The sequence below is a fragment of the Microbacterium invictum genome (assembly GCF_034421375.1).
GTDB classification, from domain to species: domain Bacteria; phylum Actinomycetota; class Actinomycetes; order Actinomycetales; family Microbacteriaceae; genus Microbacterium; species Microbacterium invictum_A.
Genome location: NZ_CP139779.1, coordinates 943219 through 962232, shown reverse-complemented (window position 1 = coordinate 962232; position 19014 = coordinate 943219). Strand labels below are relative to the sequence as shown.

General features: G+C 71.2%; 17 protein-coding genes. 3 read left to right on the top strand and 14 right to left on the bottom strand.

Features of this window, described 5'->3' with window-relative positions:
* Nucleotides 1-25 precede the first annotated feature (25 nt).
* Entirely contained in the window at nucleotides 26-1195 is a 1170-nt protein-coding gene (locus T9R20_RS04570; protein ID WP_322411366.1) for a phosphotransferase, read from the bottom strand.
* A 90-nt stretch (nucleotides 1196-1285) separates the two neighbouring features.
* Between T9R20_RS04570 and T9R20_RS04565 the strand changes: the two genes are divergently transcribed.
* Together T9R20_RS04565 and T9R20_RS04560 are read left to right on the top strand one after the other, a co-directional pair.
* Nucleotides 1286-2851, top strand: a complete 1566-nt coding sequence (locus T9R20_RS04565) for a sensor histidine kinase (protein WP_322411365.1) — start codon at nucleotides 1286-1288, stop codon at nucleotides 2849-2851.
* Between the two features lie 10 nt (nucleotides 2852-2861).
* Nucleotides 2862-3518: a response regulator transcription factor gene (locus T9R20_RS04560; protein WP_322411364.1), complete on the top strand. Its 657-nt coding sequence runs from the start codon at nucleotides 2862-2864 to the stop codon at nucleotides 3516-3518.
* A gap of 226 nt (nucleotides 3519-3744) precedes the next feature.
* Here the strand turns inward: T9R20_RS04560 and T9R20_RS04555 are convergent, their stop codons facing one another.
* The 4 genes from T9R20_RS04555 to T9R20_RS04540 form a co-directional block, all read right to left on the bottom strand.
* Nucleotides 3745-5214: an MFS transporter gene (locus T9R20_RS04555; protein ID WP_322411363.1), complete on the bottom strand. Its 1470-nt coding sequence runs from the start codon at nucleotides 5212-5214 to the stop codon at nucleotides 3745-3747.
* Entirely contained in the window at nucleotides 5211-5399 is a 189-nt protein-coding gene (locus tag T9R20_RS04550; protein ID WP_322411362.1) for a hypothetical protein, read from the bottom strand. The genes T9R20_RS04555 and T9R20_RS04550 overlap by 4 nt, the downstream gene beginning before the upstream one ends.
* A gap of 84 nt (nucleotides 5400-5483) precedes the next feature.
* Nucleotides 5484-8528, bottom strand: coding sequence for an SMC family ATPase (locus T9R20_RS04545; protein WP_322411361.1), 3045 nt, complete (start codon nucleotides 8526-8528; stop codon nucleotides 5484-5486).
* A complete protein-coding gene (locus T9R20_RS04540) occupies nucleotides 8525-9679 on the bottom strand; it encodes an exonuclease SbcCD subunit D (RefSeq protein WP_322411360.1) in 1155 nt (384 codons plus the stop codon). The genes T9R20_RS04545 and T9R20_RS04540 overlap by 4 nt, the downstream gene beginning before the upstream one ends.
* An 89-nt stretch (nucleotides 9680-9768) precedes the next feature.
* Here T9R20_RS04540 and T9R20_RS04535 point away from each other — a divergent pair, with 89 nt between their 5' ends.
* Entirely contained in the window at nucleotides 9769-10530 is a 762-nt protein-coding gene (locus T9R20_RS04535; RefSeq protein ID WP_322411359.1) for an alpha/beta fold hydrolase, read from the top strand.
* Nucleotides 10531-10534: 4 nt separating this feature from the next.
* Here T9R20_RS04535 and T9R20_RS04530 read toward each other — a convergent pair whose 3' ends face one another.
* The 9 genes from T9R20_RS04530 to T9R20_RS04490 form a co-directional block, all read right to left on the bottom strand.
* The gene (locus T9R20_RS04530; RefSeq protein ID WP_322411358.1) at nucleotides 10535-10852 is read right to left on the bottom strand and encodes a hypothetical protein; all 318 of its coding nucleotides are present in this window, start codon (nucleotides 10850-10852) and stop codon (nucleotides 10535-10537) included.
* A complete protein-coding gene (locus T9R20_RS04525; protein ID WP_322411357.1) occupies nucleotides 10852-11091 on the bottom strand; it encodes a hypothetical protein in 240 nt (79 codons plus the stop codon). The genes T9R20_RS04530 and T9R20_RS04525 overlap by 1 nt, the downstream gene beginning before the upstream one ends.
* 61 nt (nucleotides 11092-11152) lie before the next feature.
* Complete coding sequence (locus T9R20_RS04520) at nucleotides 11153-11569, bottom strand: DUF1622 domain-containing protein (RefSeq protein ID WP_322411356.1); 417 nt, start codon at nucleotides 11567-11569, stop codon at nucleotides 11153-11155.
* 43 nt (nucleotides 11570-11612) lie between these two features.
* Complete coding sequence (locus T9R20_RS04515; RefSeq protein ID WP_322411355.1) at nucleotides 11613-11912, bottom strand: GNAT family N-acetyltransferase; 300 nt, start codon at nucleotides 11910-11912, stop codon at nucleotides 11613-11615.
* 53 nt (nucleotides 11913-11965) lie between these two features.
* Entirely contained in the window at nucleotides 11966-13411 is a 1446-nt protein-coding gene (locus T9R20_RS04510) for a GH1 family beta-glucosidase (protein WP_322411354.1), read from the bottom strand.
* Nucleotides 13408-15645: an alpha-xylosidase gene (yicI, locus tag T9R20_RS04505; RefSeq protein ID WP_322411353.1), complete on the bottom strand. Its 2238-nt coding sequence runs from the start codon at nucleotides 15643-15645 to the stop codon at nucleotides 13408-13410. Before yicI ends, T9R20_RS04510 begins: the two co-directional genes overlap by 4 nt.
* Complete coding sequence (locus T9R20_RS04500) at nucleotides 15645-16550, bottom strand: carbohydrate ABC transporter permease (RefSeq protein WP_416182942.1); 906 nt, start codon at nucleotides 16548-16550, stop codon at nucleotides 15645-15647. Before T9R20_RS04500 ends, yicI begins: the two co-directional genes overlap by 1 nt.
* Complete coding sequence (locus T9R20_RS04495) at nucleotides 16550-17521, bottom strand: sugar ABC transporter permease (protein WP_322411351.1); 972 nt, start codon at nucleotides 17519-17521, stop codon at nucleotides 16550-16552. Before T9R20_RS04495 ends, T9R20_RS04500 begins: the two co-directional genes overlap by 1 nt.
* A 74-nt stretch (nucleotides 17522-17595) precedes the next feature.
* Complete coding sequence (locus T9R20_RS04490; RefSeq protein ID WP_322411350.1) at nucleotides 17596-18903, bottom strand: ABC transporter substrate-binding protein; 1308 nt, start codon at nucleotides 18901-18903, stop codon at nucleotides 17596-17598.
* Nucleotides 18904-19014 lie beyond the last annotated feature (111 nt).

Sequence of the window (19014 nt, the reverse complement as noted above, 5' to 3'; positions counted from 1 at the left end):
TTCCAAGGGGTTCATGAGACAGCTCTTACGTTCTCCGAGGGTCGCTCGCATCGGGTCGTCCCACCTCGATCGCCGGGTCGAGCGCCGCCTCGGCGAGGGTGAGAAGGTCGTCGGCGCACTCTGGGTTCCCGCGCTCCTGCGCCCCGAGCACCTGCCCCAGCAGCAGGGTCGCCGCCCGCGCCCGCACCGGCGCGCTCCCCCATCGGGAGAGCGCGCCGCGCGCGAGCTCCCAGACGCGCGCATCGCGGTCTTCGGGGGTGAGGTACGCGCTCGCGACGGCGTGCGCGATGAACGCGGCAGCATCGTCGTCGGGATCCCCTCGACCGGTGGTGTCGACGTCGATGAGGCCCGAGATCCGGCCGGCGTCGTCGAGGAACAGCTGGCCGAAGTGCAGGTCGCCGTGGATCGTGGCGCGAGGTTCGTCGTCGCGCCACGCCTTCGCCACTTCGTCGAACACGGCGGCGACGCGCCCGACCGGGTCGGCCCCGGTCGCCTCGCGGAATCGCGCGGCGTACCAGTCGCGCCGCTCTGCGAGCCCGACGCGCGCCGGATGCTCGACCTCCACCACCGCGAGCGCCGCGCGCAGCCCGTCGACGGCGTCGAGTAGAGCGGACGGTCGCCACACGACATCCGGTGCCCCCGTCCCGCGCGCCTGATCGAGCACGATGAGGCCGTCCGACGACCAGCCGACGAGGTCGGCCATCGGGATGCCCGCGTCCGCGAGCCGACGGTGCGTGCCGACGATGCGGTCGACGCGCTGAGGCGGGACGACTTTGATCCAGCGCACACCGCCCGCCACGTCGATCCGCAGCACGGCGCGACGCCCCGCGCGGTAGCCGACGATGCGCGGTGGCGCGGTGGCGCTGACGCCGAGGCGGGCGAGCAGGGTCTCGGCCGCCTGCGAGAACGCGGCCGGCGCGAGTGCCGGCAGGTAGGGGTCGGCGGGGTGCACCCAGATCCGGCATTCGGGAGCCGCGGGGCTGCCCAGCAGCATCCCCGTCTCCTCCGCCACGACCCTGCCCGACGTGTCGACGAAGTAGGTAAGGGGCGCGGCATCCGGCGGGGTGACCTCGAACCCCGCGATCGCCCCGTCGCCGAACGGCTCGCGGCTGAGGAGCGCCACGGGAACGTCGGCGGCGAGGTCGAGCGCATCGCGGAGCAGCTCGACCTCGCCGGCGGCGATGGAGAGGGTCATCCTTCGATTCCAACACGGATGCCGCGGCCCGGTCATGAGACCTCTCTTAGGCTTCGGCGCCGGCGCGGCGCGCCCCTCGATACTGGAGGGGTGACCACCGACCCGCGCGCGCCCCGCCGTCGGCGACCCGTGATGTCGGTGCGGGCGCGGATCATCCTCGTCATCACCCTCGTCGCAGGGCTCGGGATGGTCGTCGTGGGAGCCGCGGTGTACCTCGAGGAGCGCGGGCGCATCCTCCGCCAGGTCGACGACCTGCTGAACGCCAACCTCGAAGCGGCCCGGTTCCTCGTCGAGCAGGGCGATGCCGACACCGCCACCTGGGCGTCGACCGAGAACGCCCTCGCCGCGGTCGTGCAGCGCGCGGCCCCCGATGACAACACCGGCGTGATGGGCCTCGTCGCGGGTGAACCCCGACTCGTGCCGGGGGTGCCGATGGATGTCGACCTGCGGGATGCCGCGGGATTCGTCGCCCATGTGAACGACGTGACAGCGAACGGCTCGCCCTACATCGGCACCTACGCCGAGGACGGAGTGACCTGGCGGTTCCTCGCGACGCCGATCGCCGTGGCGGTGGACGGCGGCGCGGTGGCGGGCGACGCAGAAGAGGCGGTGTTCGTCATCGCCTACGACCTGGATGCCGAGCTCGCCGAGATCGACGCGGCCGCACGGGTGTGGATCATCGCCAGCACGATCACGCTCGTCGTCATCGGTGCCGTCGCCGCCCTCGTCACCGGTCGCCTCCTGCGCCCGCTCCGCCAGATGCGCGAGACGGCGGAGCGGGTTTCGGCCCAGTCGCTGTCGGAGCGGCTGCCGGTGTCGGGGCGCGATGACGTCTCGGAGCTCGCACGGACCATGAACGACATGCTCGACCGGCTCGACCAGGCCCTCGACTCGCAGCGTCGGTTGCTCAGCGACGTGGGGCATGAGTTGAAGACGCCGATCACGATCGTCCGCGGATACCTCGAGGTGGTCGACCCCGACAGTCCGACGGATGTGCGCGAGACCCGCGACCTCGCCGTCGACGAACTCGAGCGGATGAGCAGGCTCGTGCAGGATCTCGCGGCGACGGCGGCCCTCCACGGCCCGGCGCCGGTGAAGCCGGTGCCCCTCGACGCCGCCGACCTGATGCACCAGATCGCGCGCAAGGCCGAAGGGATCGCGGGGGCGACGGTCGAGACCGCGGGGTTCGCCGAGGTGGTCGCTCCGCTCGACGCCGCCCGGGTGACGCAGGCCGTGCTCCAGCTCGCGCAGAACGCGGTCACCCACGGCGGCGGCCGGCTGGTGCTCTCGAGCAGGCGCCTGGGCGATCAGCTGGAGATCTCGGTGCGGGACTTCGGCCCCGGCGTCCCCGACGATGAGAAGTCAGTCGTGTTCGACCGGTTCCACCGCGGTGCGGCCTCGGCCGAACGGGCCGGGAGCGGACTCGGCCTGAACATCGTCCAGGTGATCGCTCGGGCCCACGGCGGTCGGGTGAGGGTGGAGGATGCCGCCGGCGGCGGCGCCCTCTTCGTGATGACGCTGCCGACGGTCGACGCCGGGGCTGCGCGGCAGATCATCCCGCCCAGGCCGCCCCTCCCCGCGTGGGCCGGTGCGGCGAGCACGGCGGCGCCGGGGAGCTCGGGGCCGGGGAGCTCGGGCGCCGGAGCGAGCGTGTGAGGAGGACGATGTGGCATCCATTCTGATCGCGGATGACGAAGCCCGGATCTCGGGGTTCATCGACAAGGGGCTCCGCGCCGCCGGGTTCGCCACCCGCGTCGCTCCGACCGGCCCCGAAGCGCTGAACCTCGCCCTCAGCGGCGAGTTCGATCTGCTCGTGCTCGATGTGAACCTTCCCGGCATGGACGGATTCCGCGTCCTCGAAGAGCTCCGCGGCAGCGGATCGTCGATGCCGGTCATCATGCTGACGGCCCGGGTCGAGCTCGAAGACACCGTCGCCGGCCTCGAGGGCGGGGCCGACGACTACCTCGGCAAGCCGTTCCGCTTCGACGAGCTCGTCGCACGCATCCGGCTGCGGATGCGACGGGACGAGGCAGCCGCGCCCACCCAGCTGAGCCATCGCGACCTGGTGCTCGACATCCGCACGCGACGTGCTCACGTGGGTGGGACGGCGGTCGAGCTCTCGGCACGCGAATTCGCCCTCGCCGAGGAACTGGTGCGCCACGCCGGTCAGGTGCTCAGCCGCGAGCAGCTGCTGAGCCGCGTGTGGGGGTTCGATTTCGACCCCGGCTCGAACGTCGTCGACGTGTACATCGGGTACCTCCGCCAGAAGCTCGGGCCCGGCCGCATCGAGACGATGCGCGGCGTCGGCTACCGGCTCACCTGATCGCGGTGCGGGCGCGGCGCGCGCCCTCGCCGAGCCGCCCTCCCCGCACCCTCGCTTCGGTGAATCGCGCGATCTGCGGCGCCCGATGGCCGATCCGATCCGACGGAGGCGCGATTCTCCGAGGTTCGGCTGCGTCGGGAGAGGAAGTGGGAGAAAGGGAAGGGCGCCGCTCCGGGAAGGGGCGCAGAACCTCGACCCCGAGGTGGGAGGAAGAGCGAGAGGCGCGTCAGCTCTCGGCGGCGGCCTTGCGCTTGGCGAGGTCGAGGATCGACACGATGAGGGCGAGAGTCAGGAAGCCGGCGACCGACAGCATCCCGAACAGATAGGCGTCATGGTAGACGACCAGGTCGGACGCGCCGCCCTGCTCGCGATAAATGGTGGCGTAGAAGAGCGAGAGTGCGACGGCCGTGCCGACGGCAGTGCCGATGCGCTGACCGAGCTGCCCGACCGACCCGGCGACGCCGCCCTGCTTCACCGGGATCTCGGCGAGGGTGAGGGTCTGGTTCGGAGCGATGACCAGGCCGCCGCCGAATCCGCCCACGATCATGACGGCCGCCATCAGGTAGGGGGTGAGGGCGGGGGCCGAGAACACCGCCGCGGTCACCAGGCCGACCACCGAGATGAGCACGCCCACGACCCCGAAAACGACCACCGGGCGCCCGAAACGGGTGACCAGGTTGCCGCCGACCCACGAGGCGATCGCGCTGGCCAGAGCGAAGCCGATCGACACCATGCCGGCGAAGACCGGCTCGAGGCCGAGCCCGAACTGCAGGTAGAGCGTCGTCAGCAGAAACAGCGCGGGCAGCGCGGTGAAGTAGGTGGTCTGGATGATCGTGCCGTTGCGGTACGAACTGATCCGGAAGAGTTTCAGCGGAATGAGCGGCTGTCCCCCGCGCGCCTCGTACCGGCGCTCCCAGAGCAGGAAGAGCGTGAGGAACGCCGCGAAGGCGAGGAGCAGCCACCAGCGGGCGGGGTCGTCGGTGGGGGCGCCGGTGGTGAACAGGAACGGCCACATCAGCGAGAGCACGGTGAGCCCGAACAGGAGAAGGCCGACGGGGTCGAGCTGCACCTTGCGGGCCGAGCGGGTGCGGGTGTCGGGCAGCAGCCAGAGCACGAGCGCGATCGCGATGAGGCAGAGCGGCACGTTCATCCAGAAGATGAGGCGCCAGCCGTCGGTCTCGCCGCCGAGGGCGATGAGCAGGCCGCCGATCGTCGGGCCGAAGGCGGTGGCGATGCCGATGGTCGCGCCGAAGAGCCCGAACGCCCGGCCGCGCTCCTTGCCCTGGAACAGTTCCTGGGCGGTGCCGAGCACCTGGGGCATCTGGATGCCCGCCGCCACCCCCTGGAGCAGGCGTGCGACGAGCAGCACCAGGGCATTCGGCGCCAGGGCGCAGAGGATGCTCGTCACGGTGTACATCGCCAGGCCCACGACGAAGAGGGTGCGGCGCGAGCGCTGATCACCCAGCCGGCCCATGGGGACGAGGGTGAGACCGAAGGTCAGGACGAAGCCCGACACGATGAGCTGCACCTCGGTGGAGCCCGCTCCGAGACCCGTCTCGATGGACGGCAGGGCGACGTTGACCTTTGTGAGGTCGAGGATCGTCAGCGCGGCGACGGAGACGCAGACCCAGAACGCCTGCCACCTGCGGGCGTTCGAGAGCGGGATGATCGCGGTCGTCGGGGCGCTCGTCGTCACGGCCGCTCCGACCCGTCCCGGGTGAAGACGGCGCGGAGGACGAAGAAGACGATCACCGCCACGACGGCGACCACGGCGAGCTTGAACACGAATGCCAGCACCGAGAAGAGGATGTTGACGAGGAACCACGCGATCAGGATCGCGACGATCACTCCGAGGATGGTCCAGATCGTGCCCTTGTTCACCGGACCAGACTACGCCGGGTAGTGGGGGCGAGGAGCCTCTTGCGCCGCTGGGTGAGACCGGCCTCGAAAGCGGGGATGGGGCGATCAGACCGGGAGGGATGCCGCCGCCGCGGCGTCCTGTCGGATGACGCTCGGCCCCTGCGGGGTGGCCCGCACGTGCAGCTGCGCGGGGATGCGCTCCTTCATCGACGCGACGTGGCTGATGAGTCCGACGGTGCGCCCGCCCTGGCGGAGCTCGTCGAGCGTCGCCATGGCCAGCTCGAGGGTGTCGTCGTCGAGGGAGCCGAAGCCCTCGTCGATGAACAGGGTGTCCAGGCGCACGCCGCCGGCGCGGGCGGTGACGACCTCGGCAAGCCCGAGCGCGAGCGCGAGCGACGCGAGGAAGGTCTCGCCGCCCGACAGGGAGTGCGCGGGACGGGCGGCACCCGTGTGCGCGTCGAGGATCTCGAGGCCGAGGCCCGACGCGGCACCGCGCGCGGCGAGCGCGTCGGTGTGACGCAGTTGATACCGACCCGACGACATGTCGCCGAGACGGAGATTCGCCGCGGCGACGATCTCTTCGAGCTCTGCGGCGAGGACGAAGGATTCGAGTGTCATCCGGTGGGTGTTCGGCGCGCGGCCGGCGACGGTGTCGGCGAGACGTGCGATCACGTGATGCTCCTCGGCGAGACCGGCGACCTCGCCGAGGGCCACACGAGCGCGGCCGAGCAGCGCGCGGAGTCGTTCGGCGGTGCCGGTGGCGTCGGCGGCCGCGTCGACGGCAGCCATCCACGCGTCGCGGGCGGCGACGAGGGCGGACTCCGCGGCGGAGACGTCGACGAACTCCTCGGGCTCCCCGGCGAGCGCGAGCTCGAGGTCGCGGAGCCGGTCGCGCTCGGCGTGGAAGGCGGCCTGATGGGTGCGAATGCGCTCGTCGAGTGCGTCGCGCTCCGAAGCGGTCCGCAGTGCCTCGCGCGCCGCCGCGGCGTCGTCAAAGCCCGATGCCGCGACGCGGCCGTCGCGGTCGGTCGCGGCGCGATCCGCCGCCGCGGCGGCGGTCAGGGCCGCCCGTCGTGCCGCGGCGAGACGTGTCGCACGGTCGCATCGACGGGTCAAGGCCGCGACGCGCGCGGCGACGGAGTCGTGGTCGCCGCGCGCCGCGGCGACCACGCGGCGCTTCTCTCGCAGCTCCGCTTCGCGGGCCGACACGTCCTCGCGCAACGCCGCCAGGTGGGCCGTGAGGCGCTCCCGCTCCTGCGCCGCCTCGGCCTCGAGGAGGCCGAGCGTCTCGAGGGTGGCCAGCAGCCGATCGCGCTCGGCGACGGCGGCGGTGGCGGCGGCGAACGCCGCCTCGGCCTCGGCCACCGCAGTCGTCGCGGCGTCGAGATCGAGGCCCCCCGCGCGGGCCGCGGCCTGTGCCTCCGCATCGCGGGCCGCCCGGAACTCCTCGGCGGCGCGACGCGCCCGCTTCCCCGCCTGCTGCTGCCCCGCCTCGGCACGGGCGATGTCGTCGTCGGAGACGGGGTCGCCCGTCGGTTCCGCCGGATGCGGGTGCTCGGCCGACCCGCACACCGGGCACGGCTCTCCCTCGACGAGGCCGGCGGCGAGCGACCCGGCTCGGTCTGCAGCCCGGCGGCGCAGCAGCGAGACCACGGCCTCATTCGCCCCCGCCGCGGCCTCGGCGGCGGCGAGCGCTGCCTGCTCGGCGACCACCGCGCGCTCGGCGAGCCCGACGGCCTCGGCCGCAGCCTTGCGGCGCGCGCGTGCCTCGTCGAGGCGGATTCGCGCCGCATCCCGTCCGGCGGCGGCGTCGCGCACGGGGGCGAGCTCGCTCTCGACGACGGCCCGCTGAGCGGGGATCCGCGCCCGATCGGCGTCGAGACGGGCGATGAGCTCTTCCTCGCCCCGAACGCGGGCGACGTCGTCGGCGAACGCCTGCTCGGCGGCATCCATCCCCTTCTCGGTCGCCTCGGCGTCACGCGAGACCGCGAGGTCGCCGGTGAGCTGACGCACGAGAGCGTCGAGCGCCTCGAGCGAGAACGAGGGAAGGTCGCCGTCTTCGGCGGCGGAGCCGAGGTCGTCGACGAGCGCCTGGACCGCCGCCTCGGCGGAAGACCGGTCGGCATGGGCGACAGCCGCCGCATCGAGCGGTGCACGGAGGCCCTCGGCATCGTGCGCAGCGGCGAGTTCGCGTCGTGCGACGTCGATGACGGGCGCCTCGGCGTCCAGCGCCGCCAGCGCGGCGCGCGAGCGCTCCCGGTCCTCCTGCATCTGCCGCAGGCGACGCATCGCGAGGTGGTGATCCTCGGCACGACGGTGCGCCGCCTCGGCCGCGTCCCGGGCGTTTCGAAGAGTCTCGGCGCGGTAGTCCGCGCGCTGCGCGCCGCGCTCGACCGCGTCGAACCGCGCGCCCACCGCGGACGATCCCGCGGCGTCGCGGGGCGCCGCGGCGGCCTCTCGGTCGAGGTCGCCCGACGCGCCGTCGGGAACCAGGCGTTCCGCCTCGCCGAGGAGGAGCGCAGCCGCGCCGGTCGCGTCGGCGACGTCGCGCTCGGTCGCGCGACGTCGCTCCTCGAAGGCGTGGAGGTAGTCCTCGAAGGTGCGCGTGCCGAACAGGCGCCGCAGCAGCTTCTGACGATCGTCGTTCTTGGCGAGCAGGAACTCGGCGAATCGATTCTGGGCGAGGAGGATCACCTGCAGGAACTGCTGCTGGCTGAGGCCCAGGATCTCGTCGAGCTCGAGACCCACGTGCCGCGGTCCGCTCGCGAGCCCCCGCCATGCGCCGTCGACGAGCTCGGCGAGTTCGGCATCGGCCGCGACGACGGTGTAGCCCTCTCCCCGGCGCTTGCGTCGCGGGTAATCGGGCGACCGCCTCACCCGGAAGCGCCGACCCGCGGCGGTGAACTCCACCGCGACGCTCGTCGGGTCATCCGGTCCGCAGTGATCGCTGCGCAGCCGCTTCTCGGTGCCGTCGTAGCGAGGAACGCCGCCGTACAGGGCGAAGCAGACACCGTCGAGCACGCTGGACTTGCCCGCCCCGGTGCGGCCGGAGATGAGGAAGATGCCGTCCGCCTCGAAGGCGTCGAAATCGACCACCTGACGCTCGCGGAAGGGTCCGAACCCCTCGAGCTCGACGCGATGCAGCTTCACGCGCTGACCTCTGCGGCGACCCGCTCGTCGACGACCTCGGCGATGATCTCGCGCTCCCGCTCGGTCGCGCCCTCGCCGTCGCGGACGTGGGCGAGGAAGGCGTCGATCAGCTCGCGATCATTGCGGGCCGCGCGCACGCGCCGCGCATAGGTCGACCCGTCGTCCGCCCGCGCCCCCTCGGGGGTGTGCATGACGGTGGCGCAGTACGGGAAGCGCGACAGCAGCCGTCGCATCGGATCGCTCTGCGGGGTCGGGTCGGTGTACTGCACGCACACCCAGGCGTCCTCGATCTCGGCGTGCGCTGGGGCGGTGAGGAGGTCGTCGAGCCGCCCGCGGAGCGTGACCAGTCGACGGGGCACGGGAAGATCCAGCCACGTGACGGCGGCGAGGCCCGCGGCGTCGAGGTCGACGAGCCACGAGCCGCGCGGCTTGTCGGCCTCGCCGAAGCTGTAGTGCAGGGGCGCCCCGGCGTAGCGGACCGCGTCGGAGAGGCGCTGACGCCCGTGGATGTGCCCGAGGGCGACGTAGTCGATCCCGTCGAACGCCGCGAGCGGAACCACGTCGAGCCCACCCTGCTGGATGTCGCGCTCCAGGCCGGATGTCGGCTCCACCCCCGCGGCGAAGCAGTGCGCGATCGCCACCGACCGACCCCCGCGGTCGGCGAGGTCGGCGCGGATGAGACCGAGCGCCTGGTCCAGAGCCTGCGCCTGCGAGCGGACCTCCACCCCGGGCCAGAGGTGGCGAACGAGCGAGGGCTCGAGGAAGGGAACCCCGTAGACGTGGACAGGACCGTGCTCGTCGTCGATCGTCACGGGGGTGCCGATCGCGGCCGGATCGGTGAGGACGTGGATGCCGTCGCGCAGCAGTCCCGCCTGGAATCCCAGCCGCGCCGCGGAGTCGTGGTTGCCGCTTGTGACGATCACCCGGGCACCGGCGTCGCTGATGCCGCGCAGCGCGTCGGTGAGCAGCCGATAGCAGTCGGCTGCGGGAGCGGCCGAGTCGAAGACGTCCCCCGCCACGACGACCAGGTCGACGTCGTGCTCATGCACCTGGGCGATGAGGGCGTCGAGCACCCCGCGCAGCGCATCGAGGGTGGAATGGCCGTGGAACGACCGCCCGATGTGCCAGTCCGAGGTGTGCAGGATCCGCATGTCCCACACCGTAAGCGCAGCCGCCGACATCGCCCCGCTCCACCCCCGCGGTTCGCCGAGAACACCCTGCTCGCCTAGGGTCGGGAGCAATGAGCGACGCCCCCTCCTTCGCGATCGAGCGGTTCACCCACGCCGGGGCGACCCTCGTCGCGCAGGAGTCCGGCGGGGGCCGCGACCTCTTCGTCCTCATCTACGGCATCGGCATGGGGCGGTCGGCGTTCGCCGAGCTCGCCGACCTGCTCGACGACATCGGCCGCGTGGTCGCGGTCGACCTGCCGGGCTACGGGGACACGCCCGAACCGGGGCGCGTGCTGTCGATGGAGGAGAACGCCGACGTCGTCGCCGCCTACCTCGCCGATCTGACCGCCGGCGAAGAGGACGCGCGCACCGTCGTTCTCGGCCACTCCATGGGGGCCCAGGTCGCGCTCGAGGTCGCCGCGCGACACCCGCAGCTCGTCGACGCGCTGGTGCTCGTCGGCCCGACCGTCGAGCCGGGAGCGCGATCGACCCTCCGCCAGCTGTGGCGGCTGATCCGCGACATCATCCCCGAGAGCCCGCGCGTGATCGCCGTCGGGGCTCGCGAATACCTGCGGGCCGGCCCGCGCCTTCTCGACAAGGTGCGCGCGGTGATGTCTCACCGACCCGAGGAGACCGCTCAGCGGGTGAGCGCACCGGCCCTCGTGATCCGCGGCGAGCGCGACATCCTCGTACCGGTGGAGTGGGCCCGGCAGCTCACCGACGCGCTCCCCGACGCACGTCTGCGCGAGGTCGCCGAGTTCGGCCACGAGACCATGATCCGGAACGCCCGCCCGACCGCGATGGTGATCCGCGAGTTCCTCGCAGATCGGTGACGCCTCAGGCCTCTTCGTCCCCGGTCGTCACCTGCTCGGCCAGATCGTCGACCTCGTCGTCGGAGGCCTGGCCGCCGACGTCTTCGACACGCTCGCGCACGTCCTCCTCCACCTTCTCGGGCTCGGGTTCGGACGCCGTCGCCCGCGCCTCGGCCGCCGCGACGGCACGCTCGGCGACATCGCCGTCGGCCCCGGACGCTGCCGCGTCAGCCGATTCGTCGGCGTCGGACGCGGAGGACGCACCCTCGGGCGCCTGCAGCGGCTCGGCCGGAGGCACACCGATGCCCACGGCCTCGTGGTCGGGTTCGCGCTCGTCGGCCATCAGTCCTCCTCGGTCTGGTTGTCGGTGGAGAGGTCGGGGTCGAGACCCTGCGTCGGCGCGTCGCTCTCGACGTCGCCGTCGGCGATGGTCTCGGGGTTGACGGCGAGACCGGACCGGTCGAGGGCCTCGGAGTCGGCGCCGGCGCTGCTGCGCTCGGCCGCGGCGGAGTCGTGCTGGTCGCCGTATCCCCCGGCGGGGTCGGCGTTGATGACGCCCTCGGGCAGGTCCTTGTCGTCCATGCCGCCATCCTGCTCCCCGCATCGGCGCCCGGCGCGGGGTTGACGGGCGGCCGCGGCCTCGCTATCGGTCGGCGCCCGCCTGCGCCGCGCGGTCTCGGCGGACGGCCTCGCCGAGCATCTGCCCGCCGCTGGTCAGCAACGCGCGGCGCCAGGGCAGCACGCCCTCGATCTCTATCTGGATCGACATCGACAGCACGGTTCGGATCAGCACGATGAGGCCGAGGATCAGCGCGTCCTCGAGGGACGGCTTCGAGGTGATCGTGCGGATCAGATCGGCGGCGACGAGGATCTCCAGGCCCAGCAGGATCGCCGAGCCGAGGGCGTTGCGGAGCACCGAGAATGCCGTCCGGCCTCCCTCGCCGCGCCGCAGCGACCGGGCGCCCAGGACGAGGGCGATGACGAAACCGACGATCATCGCGGCGGCGCCGGTCGCCTCGAAGGCGACGGCCACGCCGGAGAAGACGTCTTCGAGCCGCACGGGGCCAGTGTACGGGCCTGTGGCGCGAAGGACGGGAGGTGCCTCAGGCGGTGGAGCGCTGGCGCAGGATGCCCGCGCGGTCGGGGTGCAGCTCGAACCAGTCGGCGACGTACCAGCACACCGGGATCACCTGTCGGCGGCCGGCGGCCTCGAGGTGCGCAACGGCCCTGTCGACAAGTTCGCCGGCGTAGCCCTTCCCGCGGAAGGTCGGGATCGTGTAGGCCCGGGTCATCGCGACGGTCCGGCCGTCGTCTCGGTAGTCGAGGACGCTGACGAGGTCGTCGCCGCGGTGCAGGGTGTACCGCGAGGCGTCCTTCTCGTCGGTGAAGCGCAGTTCGGTCACCCCGACAGGCTACGCCCGGTTCGCTGGAGCGGCGCTGAAGGAACGCCGGGGGCTCACTCCGGGATCGCCCGGGTGCGCACGAGCTCCCGGTACCACCGCCCGCTGTCTTTGACGGTCCGCTCGAGCGTGTCGAAATCGACCCGGACGATGCCGAACCGCTTGGCGTAGCCGTAGCCCCATTCGAAATTGTCCATGAGCGACCAGACGAAGTAGCCGCGGAGGTCGACGCCGCGCGCCATGGCCCGGTGCGCCGCGGTGAAGTGCCGGCGCAGGTAGTCCCGGCGCTCGGGGTCGGGAACCGACCCGTCGGGGGCGACCTCGTCGTCGAACGCGGCACCGTTCTCGGTGACCATGAGCGCCTGGTCGGGGAACTGCCCCGACAGCGACACCAAGAGCTCCTCGAGCCCCTCGGGGGCGATGTTCCATCCCATGGCGGTGTACGGCCCGGGCTGCTCGACGAACTCCACGGCCTGGTCGCTGCCCGGCCACGCGGTCCCCCCGGCGGCCCCCTTGTGCCCGTCGTTCATCTGCTTGGGCGACACACCGTCCCACAGACGCACGGTCGCGGTCGAGTAATAGTTGACGCCCAGCACGTCGATCGGCTGATGGATGTCGCCGAGGTCGCCGTCCTGCACGAACGCCCAGTCGGTCACCGCCGCGGTGTCCTGCAGCAGATCGGCGGGGTACTCGCCGCGCAGCATCGGCCCGGTGAAGGCCCGATTGGCCAGCGCGTCGATTCGCCGCATCGCCTCGTCGGCGCCGTCGCCGACGCCGCGGAGCACGTGGAAGTTGAGGGTGACGGAGTAATCCGGCGACCCGGTCGAGGTCGCGCGCAGCGCCTGCAGCGCGCGACCGTGGGCGAGGTTCAGGTGGTGCACGGCGGCGAGAGCAGCGGCCGGCTCGTGGCGGCCCGGCGCGTGACCGCCCTGGCCGTACCCGAGGTAGGCGGAGCACCACGGTTCGTTCAGGGTCGTCCAGGTGTCCACCCGATCCCCGAACGCCGCGCCCACCACTTCGGCGTATCGCGCGAAGGCGTCGACCGTCGCGCGCGCCGGCCAGCCCCCGGCATCCTCGAGAGCCTGGGGCAGATCCCAGTGGTAGAGGGTGGCGACCGGACGGATGCCGCGGGCGAGGAGTCCATCAATGAGCCGCGCATAGAAGTCCAGGCCCGCCTGATTCACTTCGCCCGTGCCCGTCGGCATGATGCGGGGCCACGCGATCGAGAAGCGGTACGCCTCGAGCCCGAGGGCCTTCATCAGGTCGAGGTCGCTCTCCCACCGGTGGTAGTGGTCGCACGCGACATCGCCGGTGTCGCCGTTCCACACCTTTCCGGGGGTCTTCGAGAAGGTATCCCAGATGGACGGGCCGCGTCCGCCCTCCGCCGCCGCCCCCTCGATCTGGTACGAGGCGGTCGCCGAGCCGAAGGTGAAGTCGGGCGGGAACACCAGCCCCGCGTCGCGGTAGTCCGCTCGTCCCTCGGCCACATCGTCTCCCGTCATCCGGTCACGTCCGACAGGTCAACGCTATAGGTCCGCGACGAGCCGTCAGGAGCGGTCACCGTCACCTCGCGGGTCCCGCTGCCACCCGTGAACACACGGACGGCCAGCCCGTCGTGATAGTCGTAGTCGGGTCGGTCGTCGCGCGCCCCCCACGGGATGACCGCGCCCGGCCGGGCGTAGAGCGGCACGCTGTCGAACCCGTGCACCTCGCGCCGCCACCCTCCGCCATTGACCGTCTCGCCGGTGAGGAGGCTCGTCCACTCCCCCGCCGGCAGGTAGAACTCGACCTCGCCCGACGCCGAGAACACCGGAGCGACGAGCAGGTCGGGCCCGAGGAGGTACTGCCGGTCGAGGTAGGCCGTCGCCGGGTCATCCGGGAACTCCAGCTGCATCGGCCGCATGATCGGCGTCCCCGTGCGGGCAGCGTCGATCCCCGCCTGGAAGAGGTACGGCATGAGCCGCATCTTCAGCTTCGCGAAGCGCCGGGTGACCTCGACGGCCTCGTCGTCGAACGCCCACGGCACCCGGTACGAGTCCGACCCGTGGAAGCGGCTGTGGCTGGAGAGCAGCCCGAAGGCCACCCAGCGCTTGAACACCGCCGGATCGGGGGTGCCCTCGAACCCGCCGATGTCGTGACTCCAGTGCGCGAAGCCGCTCATCGCCAGCGACAGGCCGCCGCGAAGACTCTCGGCCATCGACGGGAAGGTCGAGGTGTTGTCACCGCCCCAGTGCACCGGCATCGTCTGGCCGCCGGCGGTCGCCGAGCGGGCGAACAGCACCGCGTCGCCCTCGCCGCGCTCGGCGACGAGCACGTCGTGGACGGCGCGGTTGTACAGCTGCGCATAGAGGTTGTGCATGCGGGCGGGGTCGGAGCCGTCGTGCCACACGACGTCGGTGGGGATCCGCTCGCCGAAGTCGGTCTTGAAGCAGTCGACGCCCTGCGCGAGGAGCGCACGGAGCTTGTCCTGGTACCAGCGCACCGCGGCGGGATTGGTGAAGTCGACCAGCCCCATCCCGGCCTGCCAGAGGTCCCACTGCCACACCGACCCGTCGCCGCGCTGCACGAGGTAGTCCGCGGCGGCGGCGTCGGCGAACAACGGCGAGCGCTGCGCGATGTAGGGGTTGATCCACACCGAGACCTTCAGCCCGCGGTCGTGAAGGCGACGCAGCATGCCGTCCGGATCGGGGAAGACCCGGGGGTCCCACTCGAAGTCGCACCAGTTGAACTCGCGCATCCAGAAGCAGTCGAAGTGGAACACCGACAGCGGGATGTCGCGCTCGGCCATCCCCTCGATGAACGAGGTGACGGTCTTCTCGTCGTAGTCGGTCGTGAACGACGTCGACAGCCACGGGCCGTACGACCACGCGGGCACGACGGGAGCGCGGCCGGTCAGCGCGGTGTACCGGGTCAGCACGTCCTTCGGTGTCGGGCCGGCGAAGACGAAGTACTCCAGCACCTCACCGGGCACGCTGAACTGCACCCGCTCGACGGCCTCGGACCCGACTTCGAACGACACGTGCCCGGGATCGTTGACGAGCAGCCCGTACCCGCGCGAGGAGAGGTAGAACGGCACGTTCTTGTAGGCCTGCTCGCTCGAGGTGCCGCCGTCGGCGTTCCAGATGTCGATCGTCTGCCCGTTCTTCACCAGCGGCCCGAAGCGCTCGCCGAGGCCGTAAATGGTCTCCCCGACGCCCAGGTCGAGCTGCTCGTGGACGAAGACCCGCTCGGGTGGCACACCGGTCTCGGCGCGGGCGTTCCCGACGATGCCGTGCTCGACCGCGGCCTCGGCACCCAGGCGCACGAACCCCTGCGCCTTGTGGCCGCTGCCGGTCACCCGCACGCCGTCGACCTCGAACGACAGCGCCCACGGGGCGCCCGGCGCGATCCGGGCAGTGAGTGCACCGCTGGCCAGCGTGCCGGCGCCGGCGTCGGCGACTCCCGCACCGCTGCCTCGCTCGCCCGCGCCCGGCAGCGCGAACCCGCCGTGCCACCGGCCGCCGACGTGGTGGGCGATCCGCACCCGGATGACACCCTCGATCGGCGAAGAGATGGTCGTGGTGAGGGTGGTGCGGTTCAGCACGTCGCCCCGGCGGGCGATCACCTGGGTGGGCGCGGTGATCTCGAGTGCGGCGCCGTCGACACCGTCATCCTTCTGCCGGATGTCGTACGCCTCGGAAGCGTAGAGCGCGGTGACGCCGGGGCGCAGCTGCCAGAACCCGTCGGTGAACTTCATTACTTGACTGCTCCTGCCGTGATGCCCCGGGTGAGGGTGCGCTGGAAGATGAGGAAGAAGAGGAGGGTGGGGATGAGGCCGAGGAGGGCCGAGGCGCTCGTCGTCGTGACATCCATCAGCCGCTCCCCCTGGAGGAGGCTGATGGCGACCGGCACCGTCTGGTTCTCGTTGGAGACGAGGAAGGTGAGCGGGATGAGGAACTCGTTCCAGGTCCAGATGAAGAAGAAGATCAGCAGCACCGACAGCGTCGGACGGCTGATCGGGAAGATGACCCGCCACAGGATCTGCCACCGCGTGGCCCCGTCGATGGCCGCGGCCTCGAGCACCTCCTTCGGGAAGGTGCCGTACACCGCTGAGAGCAGGTAGGTGCCGAAGGCCGCCTGGATGACGGTGAAGACGATGATCACCGACCACACGTTGTTGTACAGCCCGACCTCTCGGAACATGTAGTAGAGCGGGTAGAGCAGCGCCTCCTGCGGGAGCAGGTTCGCCAGCAGGAACAGCAGCACGATCCAGGAGCGTCCGCGAATGCGCCCGATCCCGATCGCGAACGCGTTCAGCACCGAGATCAGCACGGCGAGGATCGCGACGGTGCCGGAGATGAACACCGAGTTCCAGACCTTCTGGGGGAAGTTGACCCGCTCCCAGAAGGCCGCGATCCCGTCGAGGTAGATGGCGGAGGGAAGCGCGAGCGGACCACCCGTGGAGTAGTCGGCGGGCGATTTGAACGAGTTGATGAGGATCAGGTAGAACGGCGCGGCGATGAGGATCGCGGCGACGATCGCGAAGGCGAGCATCAGCCAGTCGACGCCGGTCTTGCGCGTCATGCCGCCGCGCGGTTTCGGAGCGCGGCCGGGCCGGCGCCCTGTCTTCGGGGCCGTCGTCACGGCGAGGGTCGTGGCCATCACAGTCCCGCCCTTTCTTTGCGTTCCGCGGCGTTCTGCGCGCGGATGAAGAGGATCGACACGACGGCGATCACGACCGTCAGCGCGGTGGCGATGGTGGCGCCGTAGCCGACCTGCTGCGACTGGAAGAACTCGCTGTAGGCGTAGTACGCGGGCACGATCGTCGAGTCGCCCGGGCCGCCGCGGGTCAGCACGTACACGGGGCCGAAGACCTTCAGCGCCGCGATCGTGCAGGTGAGGGTGACGACGTAGATCTCGGGCCGGATGATGCTGACGGTGATCGCCTGGAACCGCTGGAACCAGTTGGCGCCGTCGAGTTCGGCGGCCTCGTAGAGCTCGGGGTCCACCCGCTGGAGGGCCGCCATGAAGACCACGACGGGGTAGCCGATCTGGACCCAGACGAGCACCACCATGATGCTGCCGAGCGCTGTCTCGGGCGAACCGAGCCAGTTCTGGGCGAGAAAGCCAAGGCCGATGCTCTCGAGGATGGTGTTCAGCGCGCCGTCCTGAGGGCGGAGGATCCAGCCGATCACGATGCCGGCGATCGCCGCGGGGAGGATCTGCGGCAGGTAATAGGTGGCCCGGAGGAAGCTCGCCAGACGCCCGCCGTACTTCCGGCCGATGACGTCGAACAGAAGCGCGGCGAGCACGAGCCCGATGAGGGTCGGGAAGATGACCATCGCCACGATCATCCAGACGCTGTTCACGAAGGACGTCCAGAAGGTCGCGTCGCCGAACAGCTCGATCCAGTTCTCGAAGCCGATGAACTCCGGGGGACGGATGCCGCGCCAGTCGGTGAAGCTGAGGTAGATGTTCCACACCAGCGGCACGACGACGATGACGGTGACCAGCACCAGCCCCGGGATGAGGTAGAGCCAGTAGCCGGCGGTGCCGCCCCGCCGCTGCGGGATCAGGGGCTCCTCGGGAGGGAGCTTTGCCCGCGGGGCGCGGACGAAGGGGACTGCGGACATCGCGGGGACTCCTGACGTGCCGGGGTGGGAGCCGGGGCGCCGCCGTGTGGCAGACGGCGCCCCGGCTGGTTCGATCAGCGGAAGTCCGCCACGTAGGAGTCGTACTCCTCGCCGAGCGACTGCTGGACTTCGGCCGGCGTCTTCGTGCCGTTGACGAGCTCCTGGAGCTCGGCGACGAGGGCGTCGTAGAAGGTCGGCGTCGGCCAGTCGGGGTAGAACGACAGCCCGTCGGCCTCGTTGACGGCGTTGAAGGCCTGGATCAGTTCGAGGCTCTTCTCGTCGGTGATGTCGGCCTCGTCGGCGGCGACGGGGAGCCCGCCGTTGTTGCCGATGAGCGCCTGCACCTCGGGGCGCATCGTGATGTCGATGAACTCGTAGGCGAGCTCCTTGTTGGCCGCGCGCTCGGGCACGACCCAGATGTTGCCCGACGAGCCGAGGCTCAGATCGCTGTCGGGGAAGGGGAAGACGCCGAACTCGAAGTCGGCGATCTCGTCGACGAACCGTCCGTACCACCAGCTGCCCGAGACGAAGATCGGAGAGGTGCCGTTGATGAACGACAGCCCCGCGTCCTCGGCCGCGATGCCGGTCACGTCGGGCGAGAAGTAGCCCGCGTCGAGGTACTCCTTGAGCGTCTCGGTGGCGTAGGTGATCTCCTCGCCGCTCCAGTCGACCGGGTTCTCGTACAGCTGATAGTCGTTGACCCACTGCCGGTCGGCCTGGCTGAGCGCGAGCTGGTACCAGAGCTGCCCGAGCGGGTACTCCAACCCGCCCTCGGCGAGCGGGGTGACGCCCTGGGCGACGAACGCGTCGAGGACCGCGATGAACTCGTCGTAGGTCGTCGGCACCTCGAGGCCCGCCTCGGCGAAGGCATCCTTGTTGTAGTAGACCGTGACGAACTCGCCGTAGTTGGGCACCCCGTACCAGGCGCCCGAGCCCATCACGCCCTCGTCGCTGTAGCGCGCCGTGGTCTGCAGCGCCGGGGCGAGCTGATCGTCCCAGCCGTACTCCTCGACCGCCTCGGTGATGTCGGTGATGAGTCCCTGGCTGGCCAGGAACCCGGCCGTGGCGTTGCCCTTGTTGAACTCCATGAGGTCGGGCGCCTCGTCGGAGTTGAGCACCTGGCTCGCCGTGGAGCGGATCTGCTCGAAGCTGCGCTCCTCGAACTCGACCGTGGCGCCGGTCTCTTCCTCGAAGATGCGGATCGCCTGGTCCCAGGCGATCCCCATCGCGCTGTTCTCGCCCTCGTAGTGCCAGAGGGTGAGGGTGTCGTCGGATTCGCTCCCCGAGCCGCCGGCGCAGGCGGAGAGGACGAGCGCGGTGGCCGCGAGGGCTCCCGCGGCCGTGGCCGCCCGCGCGGTCGTCTTGCGTGTGATGCGTGCCATCGGTGGCACTCCTTTCTCGGTGACCTTCGTCGGTCGGTTTTCGCGTGTGCAGGTGGTGCGATGTGTGGTGTCGAAGCGCTTCGATGATGCGCGAGTGGATAGGGCGGGAGG